The organism is Streptomyces fungicidicus, assembly GCF_003665435.1.
Taxonomy (GTDB): Bacteria; Actinomycetota; Actinomycetes; order Streptomycetales; family Streptomycetaceae; genus Streptomyces; species Streptomyces fungicidicus.
On the sequence record NZ_CP023407.1, the window covers coordinates 4,895,409 to 4,917,304 of the forward strand.

The following is a 21,896-nucleotide window of genomic DNA, read 5'->3' on the forward strand; positions in this document are numbered from 1 at the left end:
GGCGCTCCGGTCATTTATCCGTGCTGGTAGGCCACCAGGGAGATGCCCACGTAGTGGGCGATGAAGGCGGCCAGCGTGAACAAGTGGAAGACCTCGTGGAAGCCGAACCAGCGCGGTGACGGGTTGGGCTTCTTGATGCCGTAGATCACTCCGCCCGCGCTGTAGAGCAGTCCGCCCACGACCACCAGGACGAGGACGGCGATGCCGCCCGTGCGCATGAAGTCGGGCAGGAAGAAGACGGCCGCCCAGCCCATCGCGATGTAGCAGGGCGTGTACAGCCAGCGAGGGGCGCCGACCCAGAAGACCCGGAACACTATCCCGGCGGCGGCCGCCGCCCAGATGCCCCACAGCAGCCAGCGGCCCTTGGAGTGCGGCAGCAGCAGGATCGTCAGCGGGGTGTAGGTGCCCGCGATGATCAGGAAGATGTTCGCGTGGTCGAGGCGGCGCAGCACCCCGTCCATGCGGGGACTCCAGTCTCCCCGGTGGTAGAGCGCGCTCACGCCGAACAGCAGGCACGCGGTCAGCGCGTAGACCGCGCAGGCGAGGCGTCCCCGGGTGGAGTCGGCGAAGGCGGTCAGTACCAGCCCGGCGACCAGGGCGGCGGGGAACATGCCGAGGTGCAGCCAGCCGCGGAGCTTGGGTTTGACCGGATGGGGCAGGGAGGTCGCCACCGGTCCGGGGCCGTCGGCCGGCGGATTCGCGGAGGCGTCGGGGGCGAACGCAGTCATGCCTCGCATCGTACCTACGGAGCCGTAAGTTACGGATCCCCGGGAGGTATTGGGTCCCCGGAGTGGCCATCCTCTCACGCCACGCCGCCGGAAGGTCACGCAAAGAAATCGTCAGGTCTGCTCAACGTGCGCGTAAAGCCGCACGGAATGCCGTGGTCAGCGTCACGTTGCTCACCTGTGCGGCCCTCTGGACAGATGGGCGCTCACGTCGGATGATCAAATGAGTGCGGTCGACACCGGATGAGCGCCAACGATCACACCGAGAAGCATCCGGGTCGCAGCCCCCACGGGGCCTCCCAACACAAAACCCCTCATTTAGGAGCAAACGTGGCGCGCGACATCGCGGAACCCGGCGTCCTCACCACCCACCAGGGACTGATCTCCTGGGTCAACGAGATCGCAGAGCTGACACAGCCGGACAACGTGGTCTGGTGCGACGGTTCGGAGGCCGAGTACGAGCGCCTGTGCGAGGAGCTCGTCGCCAAGGGCACCTTCCGGAAACTCGACCCGGTCAAGCGCCCGCACTCCTACTACGCGGCCTCCGACCCCACCGACGTCGCCCGCGTCGAGGACCGGACCTTCATCTGCTCCGAGAAGGAGGAGGACGCCGGCCCGACCAACCACTGGAAGGCCCCCGCCGAGATGCGGGAGATCTTCAGCGGCGGCAAGGGCGTCTTCCGCGGCTCGATGAGGGGCCGCACCATGTACGTCGTGCCCTTCTGCATGGGCCCGCTCGGCTCGCCGCTGTCCGCCATCGGCGTCGAGATCACCGACTCCGCGTACGTCGCCGTCTCCATGCGCACCATGACCCGCATGGGCCGCCCGGTCCTGGACGAGCTCGGCTCCGACGGCTTCTTCGTCAAGGCCGTGCACTCGGTCGGCGCCCCGCTGGAGGCCGGTCAGGAGGACGTCCCCTGGCCCTGCAACCAGACCAAGTACATCTCCCACTTCCCCGAGGACCGCGAGATCTGGTCCTTCGGTTCCGGCTACGGCGGCAACGCCCTGCTCGGCAAGAAGTGCTACGCCCTGCGCATCGCCTCCGTCATGGCCCGCGACGAGGGCTGGCTCGCCGAGCACATGCTCATCCTGAAGCTCACCCCGCCCACCGGTGAGTCGAAGTACGTCGCCGCGGCCTTCCCGTCGGCCTGCGGCAAGACCAACCTCGCCATGCTGGAGCCCACCATCTCCGGCTGGACGGTCGAGACGATCGGCGACGACATCGCCTGGATGCGCTTCGGCGAGGACGGCCGCCTCTACGCCATCAACCCCGAGGCCGGCTTCTTCGGCGTCGCCCCCGGCACCGGCGAGCACACCAACGCCAACGCCATGAAGACCCTCTGGGGCAACTCCGTCTTCACCAACGTCGCCCTCACCGACGACGGCGACGTCTGGTGGGAGGGCATGACCGAGGAGACCCCGGCCCACCTCACCGACTGGAAGGGCAACGACTGGACCCCCGAGTCCGGCACGCCCGCCGCCCACCCCAACGCCCGCTTCACCACCCCCGCCGCGCAGTGCCCGATCATCGCGCCGGAGTGGGAGGACCCCAAGGGTGTGCCGATCTCCGCGATCCTCTTCGGCGGCCGCCGCGCCAGCGCCGTACCGCTGGTCACCGAGTCCTTCGACTGGAACCACGGCGTCTTCCTCGGCGCCAACGTGGCCTCCGAGAAGACCGCCGCCGCCGAGGGCAAGGTCGGCGAGCTGCGCCGCGACCCGTTCGCCATGCTGCCGTTCTGCGGCTACAACATGGGCGACTACATGGCCCACTGGATCGACGTCGCCAAGGACAAGGACCAGTCCAAGCTGCCGAAGATCTACTACGTCAACTGGTTCCGCAAGAACGACGAGGGCAAGTTCGTCTGGCCCGGCTTCGGCGAGAACTCCCGCGTCCTGAAGTGGATCGTGGAGCGCCTGGACGGCAAGGCGGAGGGCGTCGAGACCCCGATCGGCGTGCTCCCGGCCAAGGCCGCGCTCGACACCGACGGCCTGGACCTCTCCGACGCCGACCTGGACTTCCTGCTCACCGTCGACAAGGACGTGTGGCGCGAGGAGGCCTCCCTGGTCCCCGGCCACCTCAACACCTTCGGCGACCACACGCCCAAGGAGCTGTGGGACCAGTACGACGCGCTGGTGCAGCGCCTGGGCTGACGCCCGCACAGACCCCGCGGCCGGTCGGGATGGGGATGCCCTGACCAGCGATCGTCACGCCACGACCGGCCGCGGAACACACCGGTGGGACCCCGCACAACGGCGTGCGGGTTGGGGGCCCGTCACCGCCGTCCGTCCGCCCCGACGGACGCCGAGGTGACCGCGCCCCGGCCCGCCTCCCCCTGGCTCGGCCCGCCCCGGCGGGCTTTCACGAACGGGCCGACGGGTGACCGAGCGCTCCAGCAGGCCGACCACGGCCGGCTGGAGCGCTCGGCCGTTGCCGCCCCCTCCGGGAGGGCGGCGGCGAGGTGAAGGAGCGGTGTCCGACGTCATCCCCACGTGGGTGACCGAACGCGCATTGTGATTAATATGCGCGCGGCATCTACATCTGATACCGACAGCCCGGTCGTGCAGCCGGTTCGCCCTGAGGAGTTCGCCCTGCCCTCGCGTGCAAGACAGCCCATCTCGACGAGAGTGTCGCTGCGGACGGCGCTCCTCGTCCTGGCCTTCGTCCCCGGCATCGCGCTGATCGTGCTGTGGGCAGTCACCAGCGGTCAGACCTACCTCGACTTCCAGCGGCAGGCGGACCAGGGCCTGCTGGCCGAGAAGGCCGGAAACCCGTCGAACATCGTCTACTACAACCTCCAGGAGGAACGCCGCCTCAGCGCCGAGGTGCTCGCCGGGCAGGACGGGGCGGCCGAGGAGCTGGCACGGCAACGGGCGTCGACCGACAAGGCGGTGGACGTCTTCAGGACGCTGTCGGACGACCTGTCCTCGGCCGGGGGAGCGCCCCGGCAGATCAGGGAGGCGGTCGGCGAGGCGCGTACGGCGATCGACCGGCTGCCCGCGCAGCGCACCCTGGTCGACAGCGGCGACGAGGACCAGCAGACCGCGGTCTACCGGTACTACACCGACCTGATCGCCGTGGACCTGGAGCTGTTCACCTCCCTCAGCCAGGTCGACAACGGCCGGATCACCGTGCTCGCCCAGCCGCTCGTCGACCTGTTCTGGACCAAGGAGATGATCTCCCGCTCGGACGCGCTGCTGGCCCGCGGCTGGGGCGCGGGCACGCTGACCACAGGAGAGTTCCGGCAGGTCCGGGAGGCGGTCGAGGCGCAGTCGTTCCTGGGCACGGTGAAGGTCGCGCCCAGGCTGTCCGCCGACGAACGCGCCATGTGGCAGCGGATCACCGGCAGCGCGGCGTGGAAGGACAAGACCGCGGTGGAGGAGCGGGTGCTGGGCGCGGGCGAGCCCGGCGCGGGCGGCCGGATCACCCTGGACGACGACCGGGAGACCTGGCGCGGCGCGGTGGATGCGCTCACCCCGGGCCTCGAGGAACTCCTCGAGCACCGCACGGCGCTGGTGGACGAGCAGGGCAAGGACAGCGTGATGGCGCTGCTGTTCAGGATGGTGCTCGTCACCCTCGTCGGCCTCGCCGCCGTCCTCGCCGTCATCTGGATGACATGGCGCTTCACCCGCGGTCTGCGTCTGCGCATCGGCGCTCTGCAGGAGCAGGCCGAGATGCTGGAGGCGGCGCTGCCCGAGGTCGTCGAGCGGCTCGCGCGGGGCGAGCGGATCGACGTGGAGGCCGAGGCGAAGGCCATCCCGCAGCACGGGGCCGACCGCCCCGGCGACGAACTGTCCCGGCTCGGCTCCGCGCTCAACCTCGCCCGCACCAGCGCCCTGCGGGCCGCGGTCCAACAGGCCGACCAGCACCGCGGGTTCGAGCGGCTGCTGCAGCGCATCGCCCGCCGCACCCAGCAGCTGATCGGCCAGCAGCTGAAGAAGCTCGACGAGATGGAGCGCCGCCACGAGGACCCAGAGGTCCTCGACGGCCTCTTCGACCTCGACCACCTCACCGCCCGGCTGCGGCGGTACGAGGAGAACCTGGTCATCCTCGCCGGCGGCACCCCGCACCGGCGGTGGCGCGAGCCGGTCGCCCTGCTGGACGTGATGCGTGCGGCGCAGGGCGAGGTGCAGGACTACCGGCGGGTGGTGCTGGAGGAGGAGGGCGGGCACTGGCTCGCGGCGCGGGCCGTCGGGCCGGTCGCCCATGTGCTGGCCGAACTCGTCGAGAACGCGCTCACGTTCTCCCGCCCGCCGAGCCCGGTCGAGGTCAGGGCGGCCGAGGTGAGCCGTGGATTGGCCGTCGAGATCGAGGACCGGGGCCTGGGCATGGAGGAGGAGGCGCTGGCCGCGGCCAACGCGCTGATGTCCGGCCCGCAGCGGCTCGACGTGCTGGCCCACTCCGACGACATCCGCCTGGGCCTGCACGTGGTCGCGCGTCTGACGCACCAGTACGGGCTGCGGGTGGAGTTCCGCGCCTCCGCGTTCGGCGGTACGCGGGTGGTCGTCCTCGTCCCGGCGGAACTCATCGTCCCCGCCCCGCAGCGCGGCCCGGTCGCGGTGCCCGCCCCCGAGCCCGCGCGGGACGCCGGGGAGCCGCTGCCCGTACGGGTGCAGGGTCGGGCGATGGCCGACGTCACGGCACTGATCCCGGCCGCCTCCCGCGAGCCGCACCCCGCACCTTCGCCGGCACCGGACGCCCGCGACGACTCCCGGCCCACCGGCCCGCACGTCCCCGGCACCGGCGGCGCGTCCGCGCCGGGAGACGACTGGCCGTCGCACGGCGGGGCGTTCGGCGGGTCCGCTCCGGCCCACGGCCGCGACGACGCCCCGACACCCCCGGACGACCGACCGTCGCACACCACCGCACCCCACGGGTCCGCTCCGGCGCACGGCACCGGCGGCGCGTCCGCGCCGGGGGACGACTGGCCGTCGCACGGCGGGTCCGGTGCGGCGCACGGTGCCGGCCTTGGGGCGGAGGTGGTCCGGCCGGGTGGGGCCGACGTTCCCGGCGGGGGCCGGGAGCGGGCCGGTGCGGACGGGGGTGAGTCCGGGCTGACCGAGGACGATGCCCCGCTTCCGCGGCGGGTCCGTCAGGCCAGCCTGGTCGACGAGCTGCGGGTCGACCCCGCGGCCGGGACCCCGCTGCCCCGGCGGCCTCCCCGCTGGCAGGACGATCCGATGCTGCGCCCCGTACCGCGCCGTGCCGGGGCGACGATCGGCGCGTTCCAGCGCCGGTCGCGCGCCGCCCGTGAGGGGCGGACCCCGACACCGCCCGAATCCAGCGCCCCCGGCCACCCGACGAGAGAAGAAGAGTCATGACACGTACCACCGCGACCCACCAGGACCTGGACTGGCTGCTCGACGGCCTCGTGGACTCGGTCGCCGGGACCAGGAGCGCGGTCCTGCTGTCCGACGACGGCCTGGTCGTCAGCCACTCGCAGAGCATCCCGCGCGCGGACGCCGAGCGGCTGGCCGCCATCAGCACCGGCCAGCAGAGCCTCGCCCGCGGCGTGGGGCAGCTCTTCGACGGCGGTGTCGTCCACCAGGTCATCGTCGAACTCGCCGACCTGTGGCTCTTCGTCATCACCGCCGGCCAGGGCACCCACCTCGCCGTGGTGGCCTCCCAGGAGGTCGACGCGGAGGTGATGTCGCTCGCCATGCACAACCTCGTGCAGCAGGTCGGGCAGAAGCTCGGCACGGCGGCCCGCTCCGGGTTCGACGCCTTCGGCACGGGGCAGGGAACCGACGCGTGAACCCGGGATGGGAGCCCGAGGACGCGGGTGAGGACGGCGCGGAGAGCATGGTGCGCCCGTACACCATCACCCGCGGCCGCACGGCTCCCGCACGCGACGACCTCACCCTCATCACCGTGCTCACGACCGTGGAGGACCCACGCGACGAGCACGGGGCGCCCGTGCGGCCGGGCAGGCTCCAGCCGGAACACCGCAGGATCCTGGAACGCTGCCGCCGGCCCGCGGCCGTCGCCGAGGTCGCCGCCGATCTCGACCTCGCCGTGTCGGTGACCAAGATCCTGCTGGCCGACCTCGTCGGCCAGGGCCTGCTCGCCGCGCGGGCGCCGATCACGGTGGCCTGGGCGGCGGGCGGCATCGACCCGAGCCTGCTGGCCGCCGTACGTGACGGACTCCGGAGACTGTAGAAACCATGATCACCAGTCAGGCGGCGCCCGCCGCCCTCAAGATCCTCGTCGCGGGCGGATTCGGCGTCGGCAAGACCACCCTGGTGGGCGCGGTCAGCGAGGTCCCGCCGCTGCACACCGAGGAGTACATGACGAAGGCCGGCATCGGCGTCGACGACCTCGCCGGGGTCGGGGACAAGGAGACCACCACCGTCGCGCTGGACTTCGGACGCATCACGATCAACGACGACCTGGTCGTGTACCTCTTCGGCACTCCGGGCCAGGAACGCTTCTGGTTCATGTGGAACGACCTGGTCCATGGCGCGCTCGGCGGTGTGGTCATCGCCGACACCCGGCGTCTGGACAGCAGTTTCGCCTCCATCGACTTCTTCGAGAGCCGGCGCATCCCGTTCGTGGTGGCCATCAACTGCTTCCACGGCCGCAACACCCGTACGCCCGACGAGATCAGGGCCGCCCTCGACCTCGACCCGCATGTGCCGCTGCTGATCGGCGACGTCAGGGAGCGCGCGTACGGCAAGGAGACGCTGCTCGCCCTGGTCGACCACCTGGCCCGGCTGAACGCCCCGGCCGCCTGACCCGCGCCCCCTTCACCGACCTACTCCCGGAGACCCTGACATGGCCTCACAGCTGCGCGTCCTCGTCCACGGCGGCGGCATCGGCGGGCTGACCCTCGCCATCGCGCTGGCCCGGCGCGGCCACACCGTGGAGATCGCCGAACTCCGCGGCGAGCTGGAGGCGCTCGGCGTGGGCATCATCCAGCCCTCCAACGCGCTGCACGTCATGCGCGAGATAAGCGTGCTCGACGACTGCCTCGCGGCCGGGTTCCCGTGGGAGGTCCTCACCATCGCCGACCCGGCCGGCAACGCCCTGGCCCGCATCCCGCAGCCCCGCATGGGCGACGCTCCCGCCGGCAACGGCATCCCCCGCCCGGCGCTCGCGCGGGTGCTCGGCGCCGCAGCGACGGCGGCCGGCGCGAAGATCCGGTTCTCCGCCACCGTCACCGAACTCACCGACGACGGCGCGGGCGTCGACGTCACCCTCTCGGACGGCTCGTCGGGCCGCTGGGACCTGGTGGTCGGCTTCGACGGCATCGGCTCCCCGCTGCGCACCCGCCTGTACGGCGACCGCTACACCCCGGAGTACACCGGCTTCGCCAACTGGCGGGTCACGGTGCCGCGCCTGCCCCAGGTGCGGGGCGTGGTGATGGCCACCGCCGGAAAGGAGGCGAAGGCGCTGCTCACCCCGATCACGGACGACTCGATGTACCTCGGCGCGGTGTTCGCGGAGGCCGAGGACTTCCGGCCGGACCCGGAGCGTGCGCACGAGCAGCTCGCCGAGCGGCTGACGATGTTCTCCGGGCCCGTCGCCGAGGCGCTGACCACGGCCACCGACCCGGCGGCCGTGGTGTACTCCAGGATCTCCCAGGTGACGGTGGAAGCGCCGTGGCACGTGGGCCGGGTGGCGCTGGCCGGTGACGCGGCCCACGCGAGCGCCCCGCAGCTGGCGCAGGGCGCGGCGATGGCCGTCGAGGACGCGGTCGTCCTCGCCGAGTCGCTGGACGCGCACGACGGCGTACCGGCGGCCCTCGCCGCGTGGGAGGAGCGGCGCCGGCCCCGTGCCCTGTGGGTGCAGGCCCTGTCGCGCGCGGTGCTCAAGCAGGAGACGGGCGGGGAGACCACCCCGGAGGAGGACGACCTCCTGAAGATCGGCGTGCCGGGCGCCGCCCACGTCCTGGTCGAGCCGTACTGAGCGTCGGCGGCCCCGCTCCGCACCGGGCCCCCGGAGGACCGGCCGGTGGGGCCGCGGGGCGGTGACCCGGAGTCGTCCGGGGTCCCGTCCGACGGTGGTCACCGCCCCGGTGGCCGGAGTCAGGTGCCGATGCCGCCGTCCGGGGCCGGGCCCCGGTCCTCCAGGTAGCGGGTGTGGGACTCCTGGCGGCGGGACTCCGTCTCGCGCAGGACCTCCGCGAGACGCTCGGCCTCCGTGCGCAGGAGGCCGAGCTGACGCACGAGATGGCCCTCGGGGGAGGTGCCGCCGGGCGCCATCCGGGTCCACCACCGGGTCCGTACGTAGCTGTCGACGGCCTCCGGCAGGTCCCGGCGGACCGTACGGGACAGCACGTGCACGCCCTCCGGGTCCTGCGCGAGCAGTTCGCCGCTCCAGCCGGGGTCGAGCAGCGCGGCCAGCAGCTCCGTCAGGGAGCCGAGTTCGGCGGCGGCGTCCGGCGGCAGGTCGACGTCGTCCAGATAGGCCCGCAAGGCGGCGAGGTCGGCGCGCACCTCGTCGAGCTGGGCGGACGGGCCGGGGAAGGCGGGCGGCGCGGGACGCTCCGGCGGGGCGATCAGCGCGCCCGCCCCGTACAGCCCGGCCACCACGACCGGCCAGTACGGCCCCGCCACGCCCGTGAACGTCAGCACCAGCCCCGCGACGCCGCCCGCGCTCCCGGCGAGGTTCTTGCGGGACTCCAGGTACGCCATCGCCCTACTGGTAGCCACGGATCTCCTCGAACGCGCCGTCCAGCGAGCCCTGCCCGTCGAAGAGCCGGCCGCCGGTCAGGCCGGCAATGTGCTCCAGTTCCGCCCGGTCGGAGTCGCCGAAGAGGATCGGGAAGACGGGGATCGCCCGCCGGTCCCCGGAAAGCCCCCGGTAGAAGGAGTCGAAGTCGCCGGCGCCGTCGCCCGTGGTGTTCTCGCCGTCCGTCATCAGCACGATCGAGGTGAACGTGGACCGGTCGCCGCCGAGATGGTCGTACGCCTTCCGCAGCGACGTGTAGATCGCGGTCTCGCCCTCGGCCCGCAGCTCCCCGGTGTCCCGGCGGATCGCGGACAGCCCCCGTTCGGGGTCGGCGGGGCTGACGACATGGGTGCGCACCCTCTTCACCGCCGAGCCGAACGGCATCAGGGTGACCTCCTCGCGGTCGCGGAAGTCGCCGGTGAGGTCGGTGAGGGCCTTCTTCAGCCGGTCGAGGCGCTCACCCTCCATCGAGCCGGAGGTGTCGAGGACGTACACCGTCCGGGAGGGGCGGCGCAGCTCGTTCTCGTAGGCGTCGAGCAGGCCGTCGGCGACGGAACGGCTGCCCGGGAAAGGCAGTTCGCGCCGCCGGTCCCTGTCGAGGCCGGCGGCGGGCGGCACCGAGGCGACGACCGGGCGGCGGTGCGTGCGGTCGGTGATCAGCCGCTGGACGGCCTCCGAGCGCAGCGACTCGGTCACCCGGCGCACGTCGTCGCGGGTCGTCCGGTCCGTCGAGGCGAGGGAGGACAGCGGATAGTCGGCGGTGACCACGCCGTCCTTCGGGCGGATCACCGTCAGTCCCTCGATGCCCTCGAGGACGGACTCGTAGTTGAGGAGCGCGTCCACGTCCCCCCGGCGCCGGTAGGCGCCGGCCAGCCAGCCCGAGGAACCCGAGGTCAGCCGCTGCCCCTCGAAGAACTCCTTCAGCCGGGGCGACGCCTTCGCCACGTCCGCGTCGGTGAGCGCGGACTGCGCGCCGGAGAGCGCCGAGGCGACGGAGATCAGCGTGGAGAAACCGGAGTTGGAGCGGGTCGGGTCGGTCATGCCGTAGGTGAGTCGCCCGTCCCGTACGGCCCGCTCGATCGCGGACCAGGTGACGTCAGCCGGCTTCCAGCCCAGCTCCTCGACGACCGTGTCCCGGACGCCCACGGCCACCGGGCTGGACATGACGGGCGTCTCCGAGACCACCTTCCCGGCCGCCCGGGGGCGCAGCCGCAGATAGTCGTTGGAGGACAGCCACACGGCGTCGTACCGGCCGTCCGTCTTCCCTGTGGCCAGCATGTCCACGGCGTCGAGGGTGCCGATCCAGGTCGGCCGGATCGTGACACCGGTGTCCTTCTCGACCCGGTCCAGCACCGGCGTCATGTCGCTCAGCTCGCTGGAGGCCAGCACCCGGAGCGTGCCCGGAGCGGCGGCGTACGGGTCGTCGTCCTTCTCCGGCGGGGCGGTGCAGGCGGTGCACGCGGTCAGCAGGGCCGCGGCGGCGGCGAGCAGCGCGGTCAGGTGCCGTCGCCTCATCCGAGGCCCCCGTCCAGCGCGCCCCGCGACCGGCTGCGCTCCAGACAGGTGCTCGCGTGCCGCAGTTCCGAGGTCAGGCTCTCCACCGTCGCGGCCATCGCCTCGGTCGCCTGCACCTTGTAGGTGTCGATGGTGTCGAGGGTGCGGTAGATCTGCTGGAACGCGGAGCGCAGGGCCTCCGCCCCGACGGCGGGGTCGGCGGCGATCCGCTGGATCTCCCCGCTCTGCGTCGCCAGCATCTCCGCGTTGCCCCGGATCAGGTCCTCCGTGGTGCCGCGCAGGGCGTTGACCTGCTCGACCACCTTCTTCTGGTGGTCGAGGGCGGACGCCAGCATCACGGAGATCCGCAGCGCCGACACGGTCGTGGTGGCCGCCCGGTCCACCCCCTTGATCAGCTCGTCGTTGTTGCGGCGTACGACGTCCATGGCGAGGTAGCCCTGCGCGCACACCGCCAGCTGGGTGAGCAGGTCCTGGTGCTTCTGCCGGACGGCGAAGAGGACGTCGGCGCGCAGCGAGTCCGCCCGGGCGGGATCGGCGGCCTCCGTGTCCGCGATGTGCCGCTCCACCGCCGCGTCCAGGGCCTCGGTCAGCACCACGTACTCCTGGAGCTTGCCCATGGTCTCCCAGAGCCGGACCCGCTCCGTCTGCAACGCGGCGTTGTCGCGCCGCAGTTCGTCCTGCCCGCCGCGCAGCGCGCCGACGACGGCGTTCAGGGTGCCCTGTGCGGAGGCGTACTTGGCGACGTGATCGCGCAGCTTGTTGCCGCCGGGCAGCCGGGAGAGGAACCTGCGGCCCTTGGCCGCGGGCAGGTCCCGCGGGTCCAGGTCCTCGACCACACGCCGCAGTTCGACCAGTGACCCGGCGACCCTGCCCGGTGCGTCCCCGCCCTTGCCGGGCAGGCCCCGGACCGTGCGCTCCAGCATGCGGTTGGACTGCGCGGTCGCGGTGCGCATCTCGCCGGAGCCCAGCGCCGTGATCTCGCCGACCTTCCCGGCGAACTCGGGCGAGCGGGCGTCCAGCGCGGCCAGGCCCCCGACGTACGAGGCGGCCTTGGCGGCCATGTCGGCACGGACCTTCTCGTCGACCGGCACCAGCCCCCCGGCCTTCTCCCGCGGCACGGGAGTCACGGCCTCGGGCGGTGTGAGGACGAAATCACCGTCGGTGCTGCTCATCTGCTGCTGGTCCCCCTTCATCCGCGCGCCCGTCGCGCCAGTTCGTGCAGCACCGCGGAGGTGGGCACGGGCGCCTGGCGGACGCCGGTCAGTCGCTGCTTGAGATAGGCGGTGCGGCCCACCGCGGCGGCCGCGAACTCGGCGACGTCACCCTGCGGACGGAAGCCGTGCCGCACGGCCAGCTTGCGCAACGTTCGTTCCGTGCCGAGGAGTTCGGCCAGCTCCCGGCCGTTCTCGGTGAGCGGCACCACGGTGTGGTCGCTGTTGACCGTGGTGTCCGGGTAGAGGACGACGAGGTCGTCCGCGTTCTGCTGCTCGTCGAGGAGCGCGGCCACCTGGGACTCGTAGACGAGGACGAGCGGGTTGCCGGCCCCGCTGACGAAGTCCCGGAACGCCGCGTCCGTGCTCGACTGCTGGGCGCCCTGGACGCTGACCAGCTTGCGCAGCAGGGGAGCGGTGCGCCCGACGTCGGCGTCGCTCGCCACCACCTTGCCCCCGTTGGCGACGTACGAGGCGGCGGCGAGGTACAGCGCGCCGGAGTTGGAGGTCTCCGGGTCGGTGCTGGAGATGTACAGCGTGCCGGTCAGTTCCCCGTGCCCGCCCGCCCCCTTGAGCTGCTGCCAGGTGCGGTCGCGCCCGGCCGCCTCGAGGTAGGCGTCCATCTTCAGCGTGCCCGGGTCCTTCTCGTCGAGCACGGCCAGCCCGTTCCCGGCCAGCACCTCGGCGGCCGCGCGGCGGGACACGACGACGAGGGGCGAGTAGAACGGGCGCGGCAGCATCCCCCGCACCCCGTACTTCTCGGCCAGTTCGGCGGCGGGCGCCCGGCTGGACGGGAACGCGAGGTCGTACCCCTCAAGGTCCAGCCCCTCCATGGCCCAGGATCCGGAGGTCTCCGCCTCGACGGTGTAGCCCTTGGCGGCGAGGGCCTTCACCACGTCCGGATCGGCGAAGAACTCGGCCTTCTCCGACCCGATCACCATGCGCACGGTCTTCGTTGCCGTGCCCGTCTCCCCGCTGTCCCGGCCCGCGACGACGGCGGCCACCACGCCACCGACCAGCAGCACCGCGAGGACGATGCCCATAATCCTTCTCACGCCGTGGAGCATCCCGCCGGAACCCAACGTTCCTCGGCGGCCCCGGTGAACACCCGGTGTCCGGGTGATACCGGTACGCAACGGGAACCAGCCATTCCACCAGCCCGAGCCGCGGCCGGCGTGTTCTCCCCGGAGGCGTGCCTCTTGTACGTCGAGATCCTGTGAAGGTGCCGCAAGGCGGCATAAGCGCTGATACGACTGCTGCATGACGTCGAGCTATCGCACGAAGGACGGCCACACCGTCGGTCTCGGCAGCACCGTGTGGGCGATCAACGGGCAGGGTCCCTTCACCCTCACACAACCCGATTTCGGTCCGCCCGGGTGGGTCTCGATGGTGAGCCCCGACGGCGAGGACGTGCGCCTGCACGCTCCGGAGGACGTCGGGATCTACTACAACCGCATCCGGCGGGTGGAGATCTGAGCGGACCGTCGACATGGAGACGCCGATGCCCGAACCGATCGCTCCACAGGATCCCGAGACCGTGGCGGAGGCCGCCGTGGCACCGTTCGAAGTGGTCCTGACGGTCTCCGAACCGGACGCCGTCGGCCCGTTGTTCCGCCGGCTGCGTACCGTCCCCGAAACGACCGTCACCCGAAGACGCTCCGGCCCGGACGAGGGCGAGCTCGGAGTCGTCGAGACGCTGCAGTTGCTCGTGCCCTCCGCCGCGGTGCTCACCGTCGCGATCCGGACGCTGCCGGCCTTCATCAGGTCCCGGCGGTCGTCGGTGACCGTGGAGCTCACCCGGGGGGACCGGTCCGTGACCGTCACCGGTGAGAACCTCGACGACCCCCAGAAGGTCATCGAGGCCGCCGACCGCCTGCTCGGCCGTGACTGACCCCGCGGGCCGGGACTACTCCCGGTCGCGTGCGGTCCTCATGGGCACCTGGGACTACACGGACTTCGAGCCGGCCCCCGCGGTCGAGCGGAGCTTCCACCGGATGCGGGACCTGCTGCGGGACCCGGTGTGCGGCCCGTGGCCCGAAGAGTCCATCAGCGAGTTCGCCAACCGCCCCACGCTCGGCACCACCCACGTCGAGCTCGTCGACGCGCTCCTCGCGGCCACGGACGTCGCGCTCTTCTACTACGTCGGACACGGGATCTACGACCACCGCGAGCGGCTGTGCCTCACCGTGGGCGACACCAGGACCGACGCGAACTACACGGCCGCCACCGGCCTGCTGTTCGAGTCCGTGCGGGACGCGTTCCGCGCCAGCCGGGCCACCGTCAAGATCGCTGTCCTCGACTGCTGCTACGCGGGGCTCGCCACGGAGGAGCACGGCCGCCTCTCCGCCGACCGCCTGCCCCCGGTGTCCGGCACGTACGTGCTGATGAGCAGCAGCGCGTACGAGACCTCCTGGTACGAGAAGGACGAGGTCCCCGACGCGCAGACGTACTTCACCAAGACCCTCGTGGACACCGTGCGCGAGGGCATCCGCGGCGCCCCGGCCGGCCTCACCTTCGACCACATCTTCGGCGTGGTCGCCGACCGGCTCGTCGAGGACGGCAGACCCGAGCCGGGCCGTCGCATCGAGGACCACGCCGCCGGCTGGGTCTTCGCCCGCAACAACGCCCCCGACGCCCCGCCCGAGCCCGGCGCCGATCCGGACGCCGTCTACCGCGAGGCGTACCGGCGGGAGACCAAGGAGGGCGTCGAGCGACTGCCCGCGATCACCGCGATGTACCGCGCGGCGGCCGAAGCCGGACACGCGCCCTCGATGAACCGGCTCGGGCAGATCGCCGAAGGCCGGGTCCAGGCGAGGATGCAGGGAATCGAGCCGGGCCCCGTGGACGGTTCGAGGCTCCAGGAAGCGGCGCAGTGGTACACGAGAGCCTCCGAAGCCGGCGACCCGGTCGGCCCGCTCCACCTCGGACAGCTCCACGAGGAGCGGTACGGGGACCAGAACCAGGCGTTGTACTGGTACTCCCTCGCCGCGCGCCGGGGCAACAGTGCGGCACGGGAACGGCTGACCGGGCTGGAGCAGCGCATCCGTCTCGGGATCGACGCGTCCCGGCAGCCCGGGGGCGAGGAGGAGGAACCGGTGCGCCCGGCGCCCGCGCGGGACGCCACCGTCGCGGACCTCGCCACCGAGGCGCTGCGCCGGCAATGGCTGGCCGACTGGGACGGCAGGGAGCCGCTGGCGCTGGCCCAGTGCCTCGACGTCCTCACCCAGGCCTGCGGCGGGCCCCACGGAGAGTGGGCGGCCCTCGACGAGGGGGAACAGGGACTGGTCCTCACCGACTTCGCCGCCTCGCGGCCCCCCAGGGCGAGGCTCGCCGGCGAGGCACGCCGGTACTACGAGGCCGTCGGCCCCGGAAACCTCCGCGCCCACGCGGACGGACTCCGCCGCCGGGGCAAGTGATCCGTCCCGCACCACAGGACCAGGGAGGCACGACATGACGATCCCCGAAGTCGGCACGGCGCTCCGGCAGTCCCTCGAACGCCACAGGTTCTCGCTCCGGCCGGGGCCCGACGCGCGCCCCGGCGAGGAGACCGTCCACGTCGTCCTCGACCACGACGGGGAGACGTTCCACGCCGGCCACGTCGACCACCACCTGGGCCTGTGGTGCGCCTTCGCCGTCGTGCGGGCCCACGGAGTCTTCCGTTCCGACGAGTTCGGTCAGTACGAGTCGTTCGAGGACGCCGTGCTGGCCGTCCTCATGAGTTTCACCCACGTCGAGTAGGAGGCGCCGGCATGCGTGCAGAACCACGGTTCCGCGACCAGATCAGATGCCTCGTCCTCAAGGACCGCAGGGCCAGGGCGCTCGACGAGGCCCTCTCACCGGCCGACAGGATCGCCTTCAACGACTTCCTCGTCTCGGTGGTCGCCGTGCTCCTCGCGCCGCGACTGGGCGACCGGTGCGACGCCGAGGACCTCGCGGCGTTCAGCGACGAGGTCGCGGCCAGGCACCGGGGCGAGCGGCGGCCGGTCAACGAGTTCGTCGTGGAGGAGGTCCTCCGCCACGTCTACGGAGTGCCGCCGCTCTTCCGGACCGTCCCGGTTCCTCCCCCCGCCATGTCGGCGGCGGGCGCGGCGATCGTGCGGTACCTGAACACCACGGACGCGGGCATCGCCACCGACATCGACCGCATCCTCGACACGGCCGAAGACCTCCACCGGCGCCGCACCCGGCGGTAGCCGACCTGACCCGCCTCACCGGTCCGCTGGTGCCCTACCTGAAGCCGGTCCTCCACCGCCACGATCAGGACGTGACCGGAATGACCCTCCGTCGTTCTTAGAGGTATATCTCTAAGAGGTACGTCTCTAAGAACGGAGCTGCCATGGCCCGGTCCGCTGCGCGCAGTCTGCCCAGACCGCCGGACATGTTCGACCGGGAGTGGGAATGGAGCGAGCTGACCGCCTTCGCCACAGCTGAGGGGGCGGGGCCCCGGCTCGGGGTGGTGTCCGGCCGTCGCCGGCAGGGGAAGAGCTTCCTGCTGCAGGCCCTGGCGGATGCCACCGAGGGCTTCTACTACTCCGCCGTCGAAGCGTCGGCGGCGGAGTCCCTGCGGCTGCTGGGCGAGGCGGTCGCGCGCTTCACCGGAGCCGGCGTCGCTCTCCGGCCCGCGAACTGGGACGAGGCGCTGGAGCTGCTTTTCGGGCTGGCGAGGGACCGGCCGCTGCCCGTGGTGATCGACGAGTTCCCCTACCTGGTGCGCAACGCCCCCGCCCTCCCGTCCCAGCTGCAGGCCGCCATCGGTGTGCGTTCCGAGCGGCACCGCAAGGAGCGGCCCCGCATCCTGCTGTGCGGCAGTGCGATGTCGTTCATGGGCGGGCTGCTCTCCGGGGCCTCCCCGCTCTACGGCCGCGCCGGTCTCGACCTCGTGGTCCACTCCCTCAGCTTCCGGGAGGCCGCCGAGTTCTGGGGCATCCGGGATCCGCGGCTGGCGGTCCTCGTCCACGCGATCGTCGGCGGAACCCCCGCCTACCGCCGGGAGTTCGTCGACGACGACGTACCGGACGGCCCCGACGACTTCGACGCCTGGGTCTGCCGGACCGTGCTCAATCCGGCCCGGCCGATCCACGGCGAGGCCCCGTACCTGCTCGCCGCGGAGCCGGACCTGCGCGACCGGTCGCTGTACCACTCGGTCCTGGCCGCGGTGGCGAGCGGCAACCGCACCAGTGGTGGCATCGCGAGTGCGGTGGGCCGCAAGGCCACGGACATCTCCCTGCCGCTGACCGTTCTGAGGAACTGCGGTCTGCTGACCGCCGAGCCCGACGCCTTCCGGGGCAACCGCACCACGTACCACGTCGCCGAGCCGCTGATCAGCTTCCACCACGCCGTCCTGCGGCCCCAGACGGCACTTCTCAGCCGCCGCCGGGGCGCCGCCACGGTCTGGGAGCACAGCCGTCCCACGTTCCTCAGCAAGGTCGTCGGGCCGCACTTCGAGCGGCTGTGCCGGGAGTGGGCCGAGTGGCACGCGGACCCCGCCACGTTTGGGGGCATGCCGATCCAGGTCTCCTCGGGAACGGTCGCCGACCCCGTGAGCCGCACCGGCATCGAGGCGGATGTCGTGGTGCACGGCGCGATCGGCCAGGACCAGGGCATCCTGCTGTCCGTGGGCGAGGCGAAGTGGAACAAGGTGATGAACCTCGGGCACCTGCGACGCCTGCGCCGCATGCTGGAACTGCTCGCCGCAAGAGGTGTGGACACCAGCCACGCCACACCCGCCTGCTACAGCGGCGCGGGCTTCGACCCTGAGCTGCGCGCGGCAGCGGAACGGGGCGAGGCCGTCCTCGTCGACCTGCGGCGGCTCTACGGCGGCTCATGAACCCGCCCGCTGCCCGCCACCCACCGTGGCGGACGAGGGCCGGGGCGGGCGCGCCGTCTCAGGTGCCGTAGCTCTGGAACCAGTGGAGGTCGAACCAGCGGGCGCTCGAGAACGGGTGGTCCGGGTCCGTGAGCAGGCGGTGGACGAACTCCCCGGTGGCGCCGTCGAACCGTTGCCACGAGTCGGGGACGTCCTCCTTCGCCAGCACGGGCCACTTGTCGGGGTCGGGGTCCCCGGTGAGCCAGTAGAAGCCGTCGGCCTGCTCGGTGCCCGCCCATTGCAGCAGCCCGCCGGGAGCCGGGTACACCGGGTACGGCTCCCACAGGTCGCTGCCCCGCGTACGGGCCCACTCGCCCAGCCACTCGGTGTGCCGGACGATGTCCGAGCTGTCGAAGGGCGCGTCGGGGACGTGGAGTTGCAGATAGCCGTCGAAGGCGCCCGCTCCGCCGAAGATCTCCGCCAGCCGCTTGTAGTCGGCCGGCAGTCCGGTCCCGAGGCGGGTCTCGACCGCCGCCCAGTCGACGGTGCGGGCCCGGTCCGTGTCCCACCCGGTGACCGCGACGACCCCGTCCACCCAGGACGCCGGCTCGGGCAGCCCCGCCGCCGGGTCCTCCCGCTCCGCGACGAGCACCACGAGCCGCACGTCGCCGTCCCCGGTCCGTGTCGTGCCGCAGCCGATCCACCGGTCCCCGTACGCCCATGCCCGCATCTCGACGACCCGCTCGCCGAACGGCGCGAGCAGCGGCAGCCCGGTCCGCGCGCTCGCGGCCGGGTCGGCGGTGCCGCCGGTGGCGAGGCGGCGCGGTTCCCCGAACCGCGAGCCGATCGCTTCCTGCAACTCCTCGAGACCGGTCTCCGCGGGCGGTACCAGGCACAGATGCCCCGCCGAATGCCCGCGCCTCCCGCACACCGGCGGGCCGGCGCCCTGGGCGGTCAGTCGGTGCACATCCGCCAGAAACTCCTCCACCGCGTCCATGGCCGCCATTCAAACGGACGCCACTGACACACCGGGAGCGCGGTGCGCGGCGGGAACCTCACGGGTTCTTCTTCGTGGGGTTCATCGCGTCGAACACGAGGGTCTTCCTCTGAAGGTCGAGGTGGAAGTCGCCGGGGTACCGGCCCCCGGTGACCGTGGCGGTGAACCCCTCACTGGTCAGCCAGTCCGCCTCGCCGGGGACGTGCGGACGGATGCCGGGAAGCACGTCCGGGCTCCCCGGCGCGGGCCGCCACTCGTACGCGCCGCGCAGCCGCCGCGCGTCGGACTCGGCGAGCCGGACCACTCCGGAGACCCGGACGTCCGAGGGCCCGGGCACCGAGCCCCTGGAATCGTCCCCCAGGGTCTCACCGGCCCACACGACCTCCTCGAAGTCACCGAACTCGGGGAAGTACTGCCGGATCACCTTCTCGTCCCGCCGGACCTCGGGCTCCGACGCCGCCCCGGCCCCCGCACCGCACCCGGCGACCAGCACACCGGCCAGGGCCAGGCCGCCCGAGGCCACCCCACGGAGCAGACGCGTACGACGACGCCGGGCGCCGGGGACGGACCGCAGGACCATGTACGCACCCTCACTGCTCGTCGCCACAGGGGAATTCTGCCCCGCCGACCGCCACCGCGCTCCACCCGTGAACCGCCGGTGAACGAGCCGTGATTGTTTGCCGGGGGCGGCCGGTTTCCCGCCGCTCCGGGCACAACCCCCACCGCGCCGCGACCGTCATGCATGCGGCCCCCCACGCCTCACTTCTGTCCTTGAGACTGGAGCAATCTTGCGCACACGCACCCTGGCCGCCGCCCTGGCCGTCGCCACGGCGGCCGCGGGCCTCTCGCTGACCCTCGCCCCCACGGCGAGCGCGGCCACCTCCGTGCCCGACGACTTCAACGGCGACGGCGTCGCCGACCTCGTCGTGGCCACACCCCACGCGCCCGTCGACGGTCACGTCAGCGCCGGTTCGGTCACCGTCCTGTACGGCTCCGCGGACGGCGTCTCGCCCGGCCGTTCGACCACCTTCACCCAGAACTCCCCGGGCGTCCCCGGTGACGTCCGCTCCCACCACCTGTTCGGCGCCGCGCACGCGAGCGGCGACCTGGACGCCGACGGTTACGCCGACCTCGTCATCGGCGCGCCGGGCGACTCGGTGCCGTACAGCAGCAGTTACGGCACGCTCACCGTGCTGTGGGGCGGCCCGGACGGCCTGACCGGCGACGGCATCTCGCTCGCGAGCCCGTACGCCACCAGCGAGTGGTCCTCCGAGAAGGACTACGGCAAGAAGGTCGTCGTCGCCGACCTGGACGGCGACGGCGTCCCGCAGATCGCCACGCTCAGCCGCACCAACCTGTGGGCGTACGACGACCTGGCGGGCCGCACGGCGCCCACCGACGTGGCGCGCTTCCACAACTACAACGCCTACATACAGCCGCGCACCCTCACCGCCGCCGACTTCACCGGCGCCGGACGCGCCCAACTCGTCGTCACCGGGGGCGAGAACTGCGAGGGGACGACGGGCGGCTGCCAGCACACCGCCGTCCACACGTGGAGCGACAGCGGGTTGCAGGAGGTCTGGCTGCCGGACCCCGGCGGCGACGTCTCCGGTACGAATGAGGCGCCCACCGTCTCGACGGCCGCCGGCGACGTCGACGGCGACGGTTACGCCGACCTCGTCACCGGCCATGTCCCCGCGTCGGCGACCACCACGGGCGAGTACTCGGACGCCGCGGGCTTCGTCCACGTCCGCTACGGCAGCGCGGACGGCCTCGGCGCCCACCGCACCGCCACGCTCGACGCCCCGGGCGGCGGCCGGGCCGGTGACAACGCCGGCGCGTCCGTCGCGATCGGCGACGTCACGGGCGACGGCTACGCCGACGTGGTGGCCGGGGCGCCGGGCGCGACGGTCCGCGGCGTGCCAGGGACCGGCGCGGCGGTCCTGCTGCGGGGCTCGGCCACCGGCCTGACCGAAACCGACGCCCAGGTGGTCCACCAGGCCACCGACGGCGTGCCCGGCACGGCGGAGGCGGACGACTGGTTCGGCTCCGCCGTGGACCTCACCGACCTCGACGGCGACGGCATGGCGGACGTCACGATCGCGGCGAAGGGCGAGGACGTCCTCGCCGGATCGGTGCGCGACGGCGCCGACTGGGTGCTGCGCGGGTCGGCCACCGGCCTGACCACGACCGGCGCGACATTGTTCAGCGCGCAGGACGTCGGCCTCACCCACCCGGACGCCGAGTTCGGCTCGGTCCTGGGCGGCTGACGCCCCGCAGCACGGCATGACGTACGGCTACCGCGGGTCCCGGCCCGCGGTAGCCGTACGTCCGGGCCCTCCGGCGGACACCACGGGCACCGCGCCGCCGCCCGGACCCGCCTCCAGCTCGCACCACACGGTCTTGCCGCGGCCGGGCCCGTGTGTCACGCCCCACCTGGCCGCCAGCGCGTCCAGCAGCGCCAGCCCCCGCCCCGACTCCTCGTCGGCGCCCACCGACGCCCGCGGGACGGGCAGCGCACGCGGGTCGGGATCGGTCACCTCCAGGCGGGTGCGCCCGCCGTCGTCGCACCACACCCGGACGGTGACGGGGACGCCCTCACCGAGGTGCTGGACCACGTTCGTGACGAGCTCGCTCGCGCAGAGCTGGACGTCGGCGCCGTACGCGCGCAGGGCACGCCGTACGCCGGACACCTCGGCGGGTGTCGCGAGCAGTTCCAGCGTCGTGGCCGGTCGCATCACGCGGCCCCCTTGCGGAGGGCGGCGGTGAGGGCCTGGGCGGTCAGGAGGTTGCAGTTGCCGAGCGCGATCAGCGGCCGGACGGGGCAACGGGAGGCGAACGCGGGGAGGTCGACGCCGAGGGACGGCAGCGTGATGCCGTGCGCGGCGAGCGCCGCCCGCAACTCCTCGGCGCAGGCGTCGGCTTCGGTGGGGCTGTGCATGGGGGTTCACACCTTCCAGTGCGCTGTGTG

22 protein-coding genes are annotated in these 21,896 nt (G+C 72.7%); 13 read left to right on the top strand and 9 right to left on the bottom strand.

The genetic code is table 11. The features are described from left to right. Positions 1-14: 14 nt before the first annotated feature. The gene (trhA, locus tag CNQ36_RS22510) at positions 15-728 is read right to left on the bottom strand and encodes a PAQR family membrane homeostasis protein TrhA (RefSeq protein WP_004926469.1); all 714 of its coding nucleotides are present in this window, start codon (positions 726-728) and stop codon (positions 15-17) included. Between the two features lie 327 nt (positions 729-1,055). Between trhA and CNQ36_RS22515 the strand changes: the two genes are divergently transcribed. The 6 genes from CNQ36_RS22515 (at position 1,056) to CNQ36_RS22540 (ending at position 8,631) form a co-directional block, all read left to right on the top strand. After that, positions 1,056-2,876, top strand: coding sequence for a phosphoenolpyruvate carboxykinase (GTP) (locus CNQ36_RS22515; protein ID WP_121547315.1), 1,821 nt, complete (start codon positions 1,056-1,058; stop codon positions 2,874-2,876). A 474-nt stretch (positions 2,877-3,350) separates the two neighbouring features. After that, the gene (locus CNQ36_RS22520; RefSeq protein WP_121547316.1) at positions 3,351-6,044 is read left to right on the top strand and encodes a nitrate- and nitrite sensing domain-containing protein; all 2,694 of its coding nucleotides are present in this window, start codon (positions 3,351-3,353) and stop codon (positions 6,042-6,044) included. Next, positions 6,041-6,478 carry a roadblock/LC7 domain-containing protein gene (locus CNQ36_RS22525; RefSeq protein ID WP_004926464.1) on the top strand — a complete coding sequence of 146 codons (438 nt, stop codon included), beginning with the start codon at positions 6,041-6,043 and terminating at the stop codon, positions 6,476-6,478. Before CNQ36_RS22520 ends, CNQ36_RS22525 begins: the two co-directional genes overlap by 4 nt. After that, positions 6,475-6,882, top strand: a complete 408-nt coding sequence (locus tag CNQ36_RS22530) for a DUF742 domain-containing protein (protein ID WP_387913221.1) — start codon at positions 6,475-6,477, stop codon at positions 6,880-6,882. Before CNQ36_RS22525 ends, CNQ36_RS22530 begins: the two co-directional genes overlap by 4 nt. A 5-nt stretch (positions 6,883-6,887) precedes the next feature. Next, positions 6,888-7,457 (top strand): GTP-binding protein, encoded by a 570-nt coding sequence (locus CNQ36_RS22535; RefSeq protein WP_004926462.1) that lies wholly within the window; start codon positions 6,888-6,890, stop codon positions 7,455-7,457. 40 nt (positions 7,458-7,497) lie between these two features. After that, entirely contained in the window at positions 7,498-8,631 is a 1,134-nt protein-coding gene (locus CNQ36_RS22540) for an FAD-dependent monooxygenase (protein ID WP_121547317.1), read from the top strand. Between the two features lie 119 nt (positions 8,632-8,750). Here CNQ36_RS22540 and CNQ36_RS22545 read toward each other — a convergent pair whose 3' ends face one another. From CNQ36_RS22545 to CNQ36_RS22560, 4 genes are read right to left on the bottom strand one after another with little or no spacing between them, the layout of a single operon-like run. Next, positions 8,751-9,377 carry a hypothetical protein gene (locus CNQ36_RS22545; RefSeq protein WP_176118111.1) on the bottom strand — a complete coding sequence of 209 codons (627 nt, stop codon included), beginning with the start codon at positions 9,375-9,377 and terminating at the stop codon, positions 8,751-8,753. Then, positions 9,364-10,911 (bottom strand): substrate-binding and vWA domain-containing protein, encoded by a 1,548-nt coding sequence (locus tag CNQ36_RS22550; protein ID WP_121547319.1) that lies wholly within the window; start codon positions 10,909-10,911, stop codon positions 9,364-9,366. The genes CNQ36_RS22545 and CNQ36_RS22550 overlap by 14 nt, the downstream gene beginning before the upstream one ends. Beyond that, positions 10,908-12,083: a toxic anion resistance protein gene (locus tag CNQ36_RS22555; protein WP_121548552.1), complete on the bottom strand. Its 1,176-nt coding sequence runs from the start codon at positions 12,081-12,083 to the stop codon at positions 10,908-10,910. Before CNQ36_RS22555 ends, CNQ36_RS22550 begins: the two co-directional genes overlap by 4 nt. A 17-nt stretch (positions 12,084-12,100) precedes the next feature. Then, a complete protein-coding gene (locus tag CNQ36_RS22560) occupies positions 12,101-13,177 on the bottom strand; it encodes a substrate-binding domain-containing protein (protein WP_121548553.1) in 1,077 nt (358 codons plus the stop codon). Positions 13,178-13,382: 205 nt separating this feature from the next. On the opposite strand from CNQ36_RS22560, the gene CNQ36_RS22565 reads away from it, so the two are divergent. The 6 genes from CNQ36_RS22565 (at position 13,383) to CNQ36_RS22590 (ending at position 17,949) form a co-directional block, all read left to right on the top strand. After that, complete coding sequence (locus CNQ36_RS22565; protein WP_004926459.1) at positions 13,383-13,598, top strand: hypothetical protein; 216 nt, start codon at positions 13,383-13,385, stop codon at positions 13,596-13,598. 25 nt (positions 13,599-13,623) lie between these two features. Further along, positions 13,624-14,013, top strand: a complete 390-nt coding sequence (locus CNQ36_RS22570; protein WP_121548554.1) for an effector-associated constant component EACC1 — start codon at positions 13,624-13,626, stop codon at positions 14,011-14,013. After that, entirely contained in the window at positions 14,006-15,538 is a 1,533-nt protein-coding gene (locus CNQ36_RS22575; RefSeq protein WP_121547320.1) for a caspase, EACC1-associated type, read from the top strand. Before CNQ36_RS22570 ends, CNQ36_RS22575 begins: the two co-directional genes overlap by 8 nt. Before the next feature lie 34 nt (positions 15,539-15,572). Continuing rightward, positions 15,573-15,860 (top strand): hypothetical protein, encoded by a 288-nt coding sequence (locus CNQ36_RS22580; protein WP_121547321.1) that lies wholly within the window; start codon positions 15,573-15,575, stop codon positions 15,858-15,860. 11 nt (positions 15,861-15,871) lie between these two features. Then, a complete protein-coding gene (locus tag CNQ36_RS22585; protein WP_121547322.1) occupies positions 15,872-16,315 on the top strand; it encodes a hypothetical protein in 444 nt (147 codons plus the stop codon). A gap of 143 nt (positions 16,316-16,458) precedes the next feature. Continuing rightward, positions 16,459-17,949 (top strand): AAA family ATPase, encoded by a 1,491-nt coding sequence (locus CNQ36_RS22590; RefSeq protein WP_228313042.1) that lies wholly within the window; start codon positions 16,459-16,461, stop codon positions 17,947-17,949. A 58-nt stretch (positions 17,950-18,007) separates the two neighbouring features. Here the strand turns inward: CNQ36_RS22590 and CNQ36_RS22595 are convergent, their stop codons facing one another. Together CNQ36_RS22595 and CNQ36_RS22600 are read right to left on the bottom strand one after the other, a co-directional pair. Further along, a complete protein-coding gene (locus CNQ36_RS22595) occupies positions 18,008-18,925 on the bottom strand; it encodes a hypothetical protein (RefSeq protein WP_228313043.1) in 918 nt (305 codons plus the stop codon). A 58-nt stretch (positions 18,926-18,983) separates the two neighbouring features. Further along, complete coding sequence (locus CNQ36_RS22600; RefSeq protein ID WP_163013334.1) at positions 18,984-19,532, bottom strand: hypothetical protein; 549 nt, start codon at positions 19,530-19,532, stop codon at positions 18,984-18,986. Between the two features lie 181 nt (positions 19,533-19,713). On the opposite strand from CNQ36_RS22600, the gene CNQ36_RS22605 reads away from it, so the two are divergent. Further along, on the top strand, positions 19,714-21,195 hold the full coding sequence (locus CNQ36_RS22605) for a VCBS repeat-containing protein (RefSeq protein WP_163013335.1): 1,482 nt from the start codon (positions 19,714-19,716) through the stop codon (positions 21,193-21,195). 27 nt (positions 21,196-21,222) lie between these two features. Here the strand turns inward: CNQ36_RS22605 and CNQ36_RS22610 are convergent, their stop codons facing one another. Continuing rightward, on the bottom strand, positions 21,223-21,663 hold the full coding sequence (locus tag CNQ36_RS22610; protein WP_121547326.1) for an ATP-binding protein: 441 nt from the start codon (positions 21,661-21,663) through the stop codon (positions 21,223-21,225). Next, positions 21,663-21,866, bottom strand: coding sequence for a hypothetical protein (locus tag CNQ36_RS22615; protein WP_121547327.1), 204 nt, complete (start codon positions 21,864-21,866; stop codon positions 21,663-21,665). The genes CNQ36_RS22610 and CNQ36_RS22615 overlap by 1 nt, the downstream gene beginning before the upstream one ends. Positions 21,867-21,896: the final 30 nt, after the last annotated feature.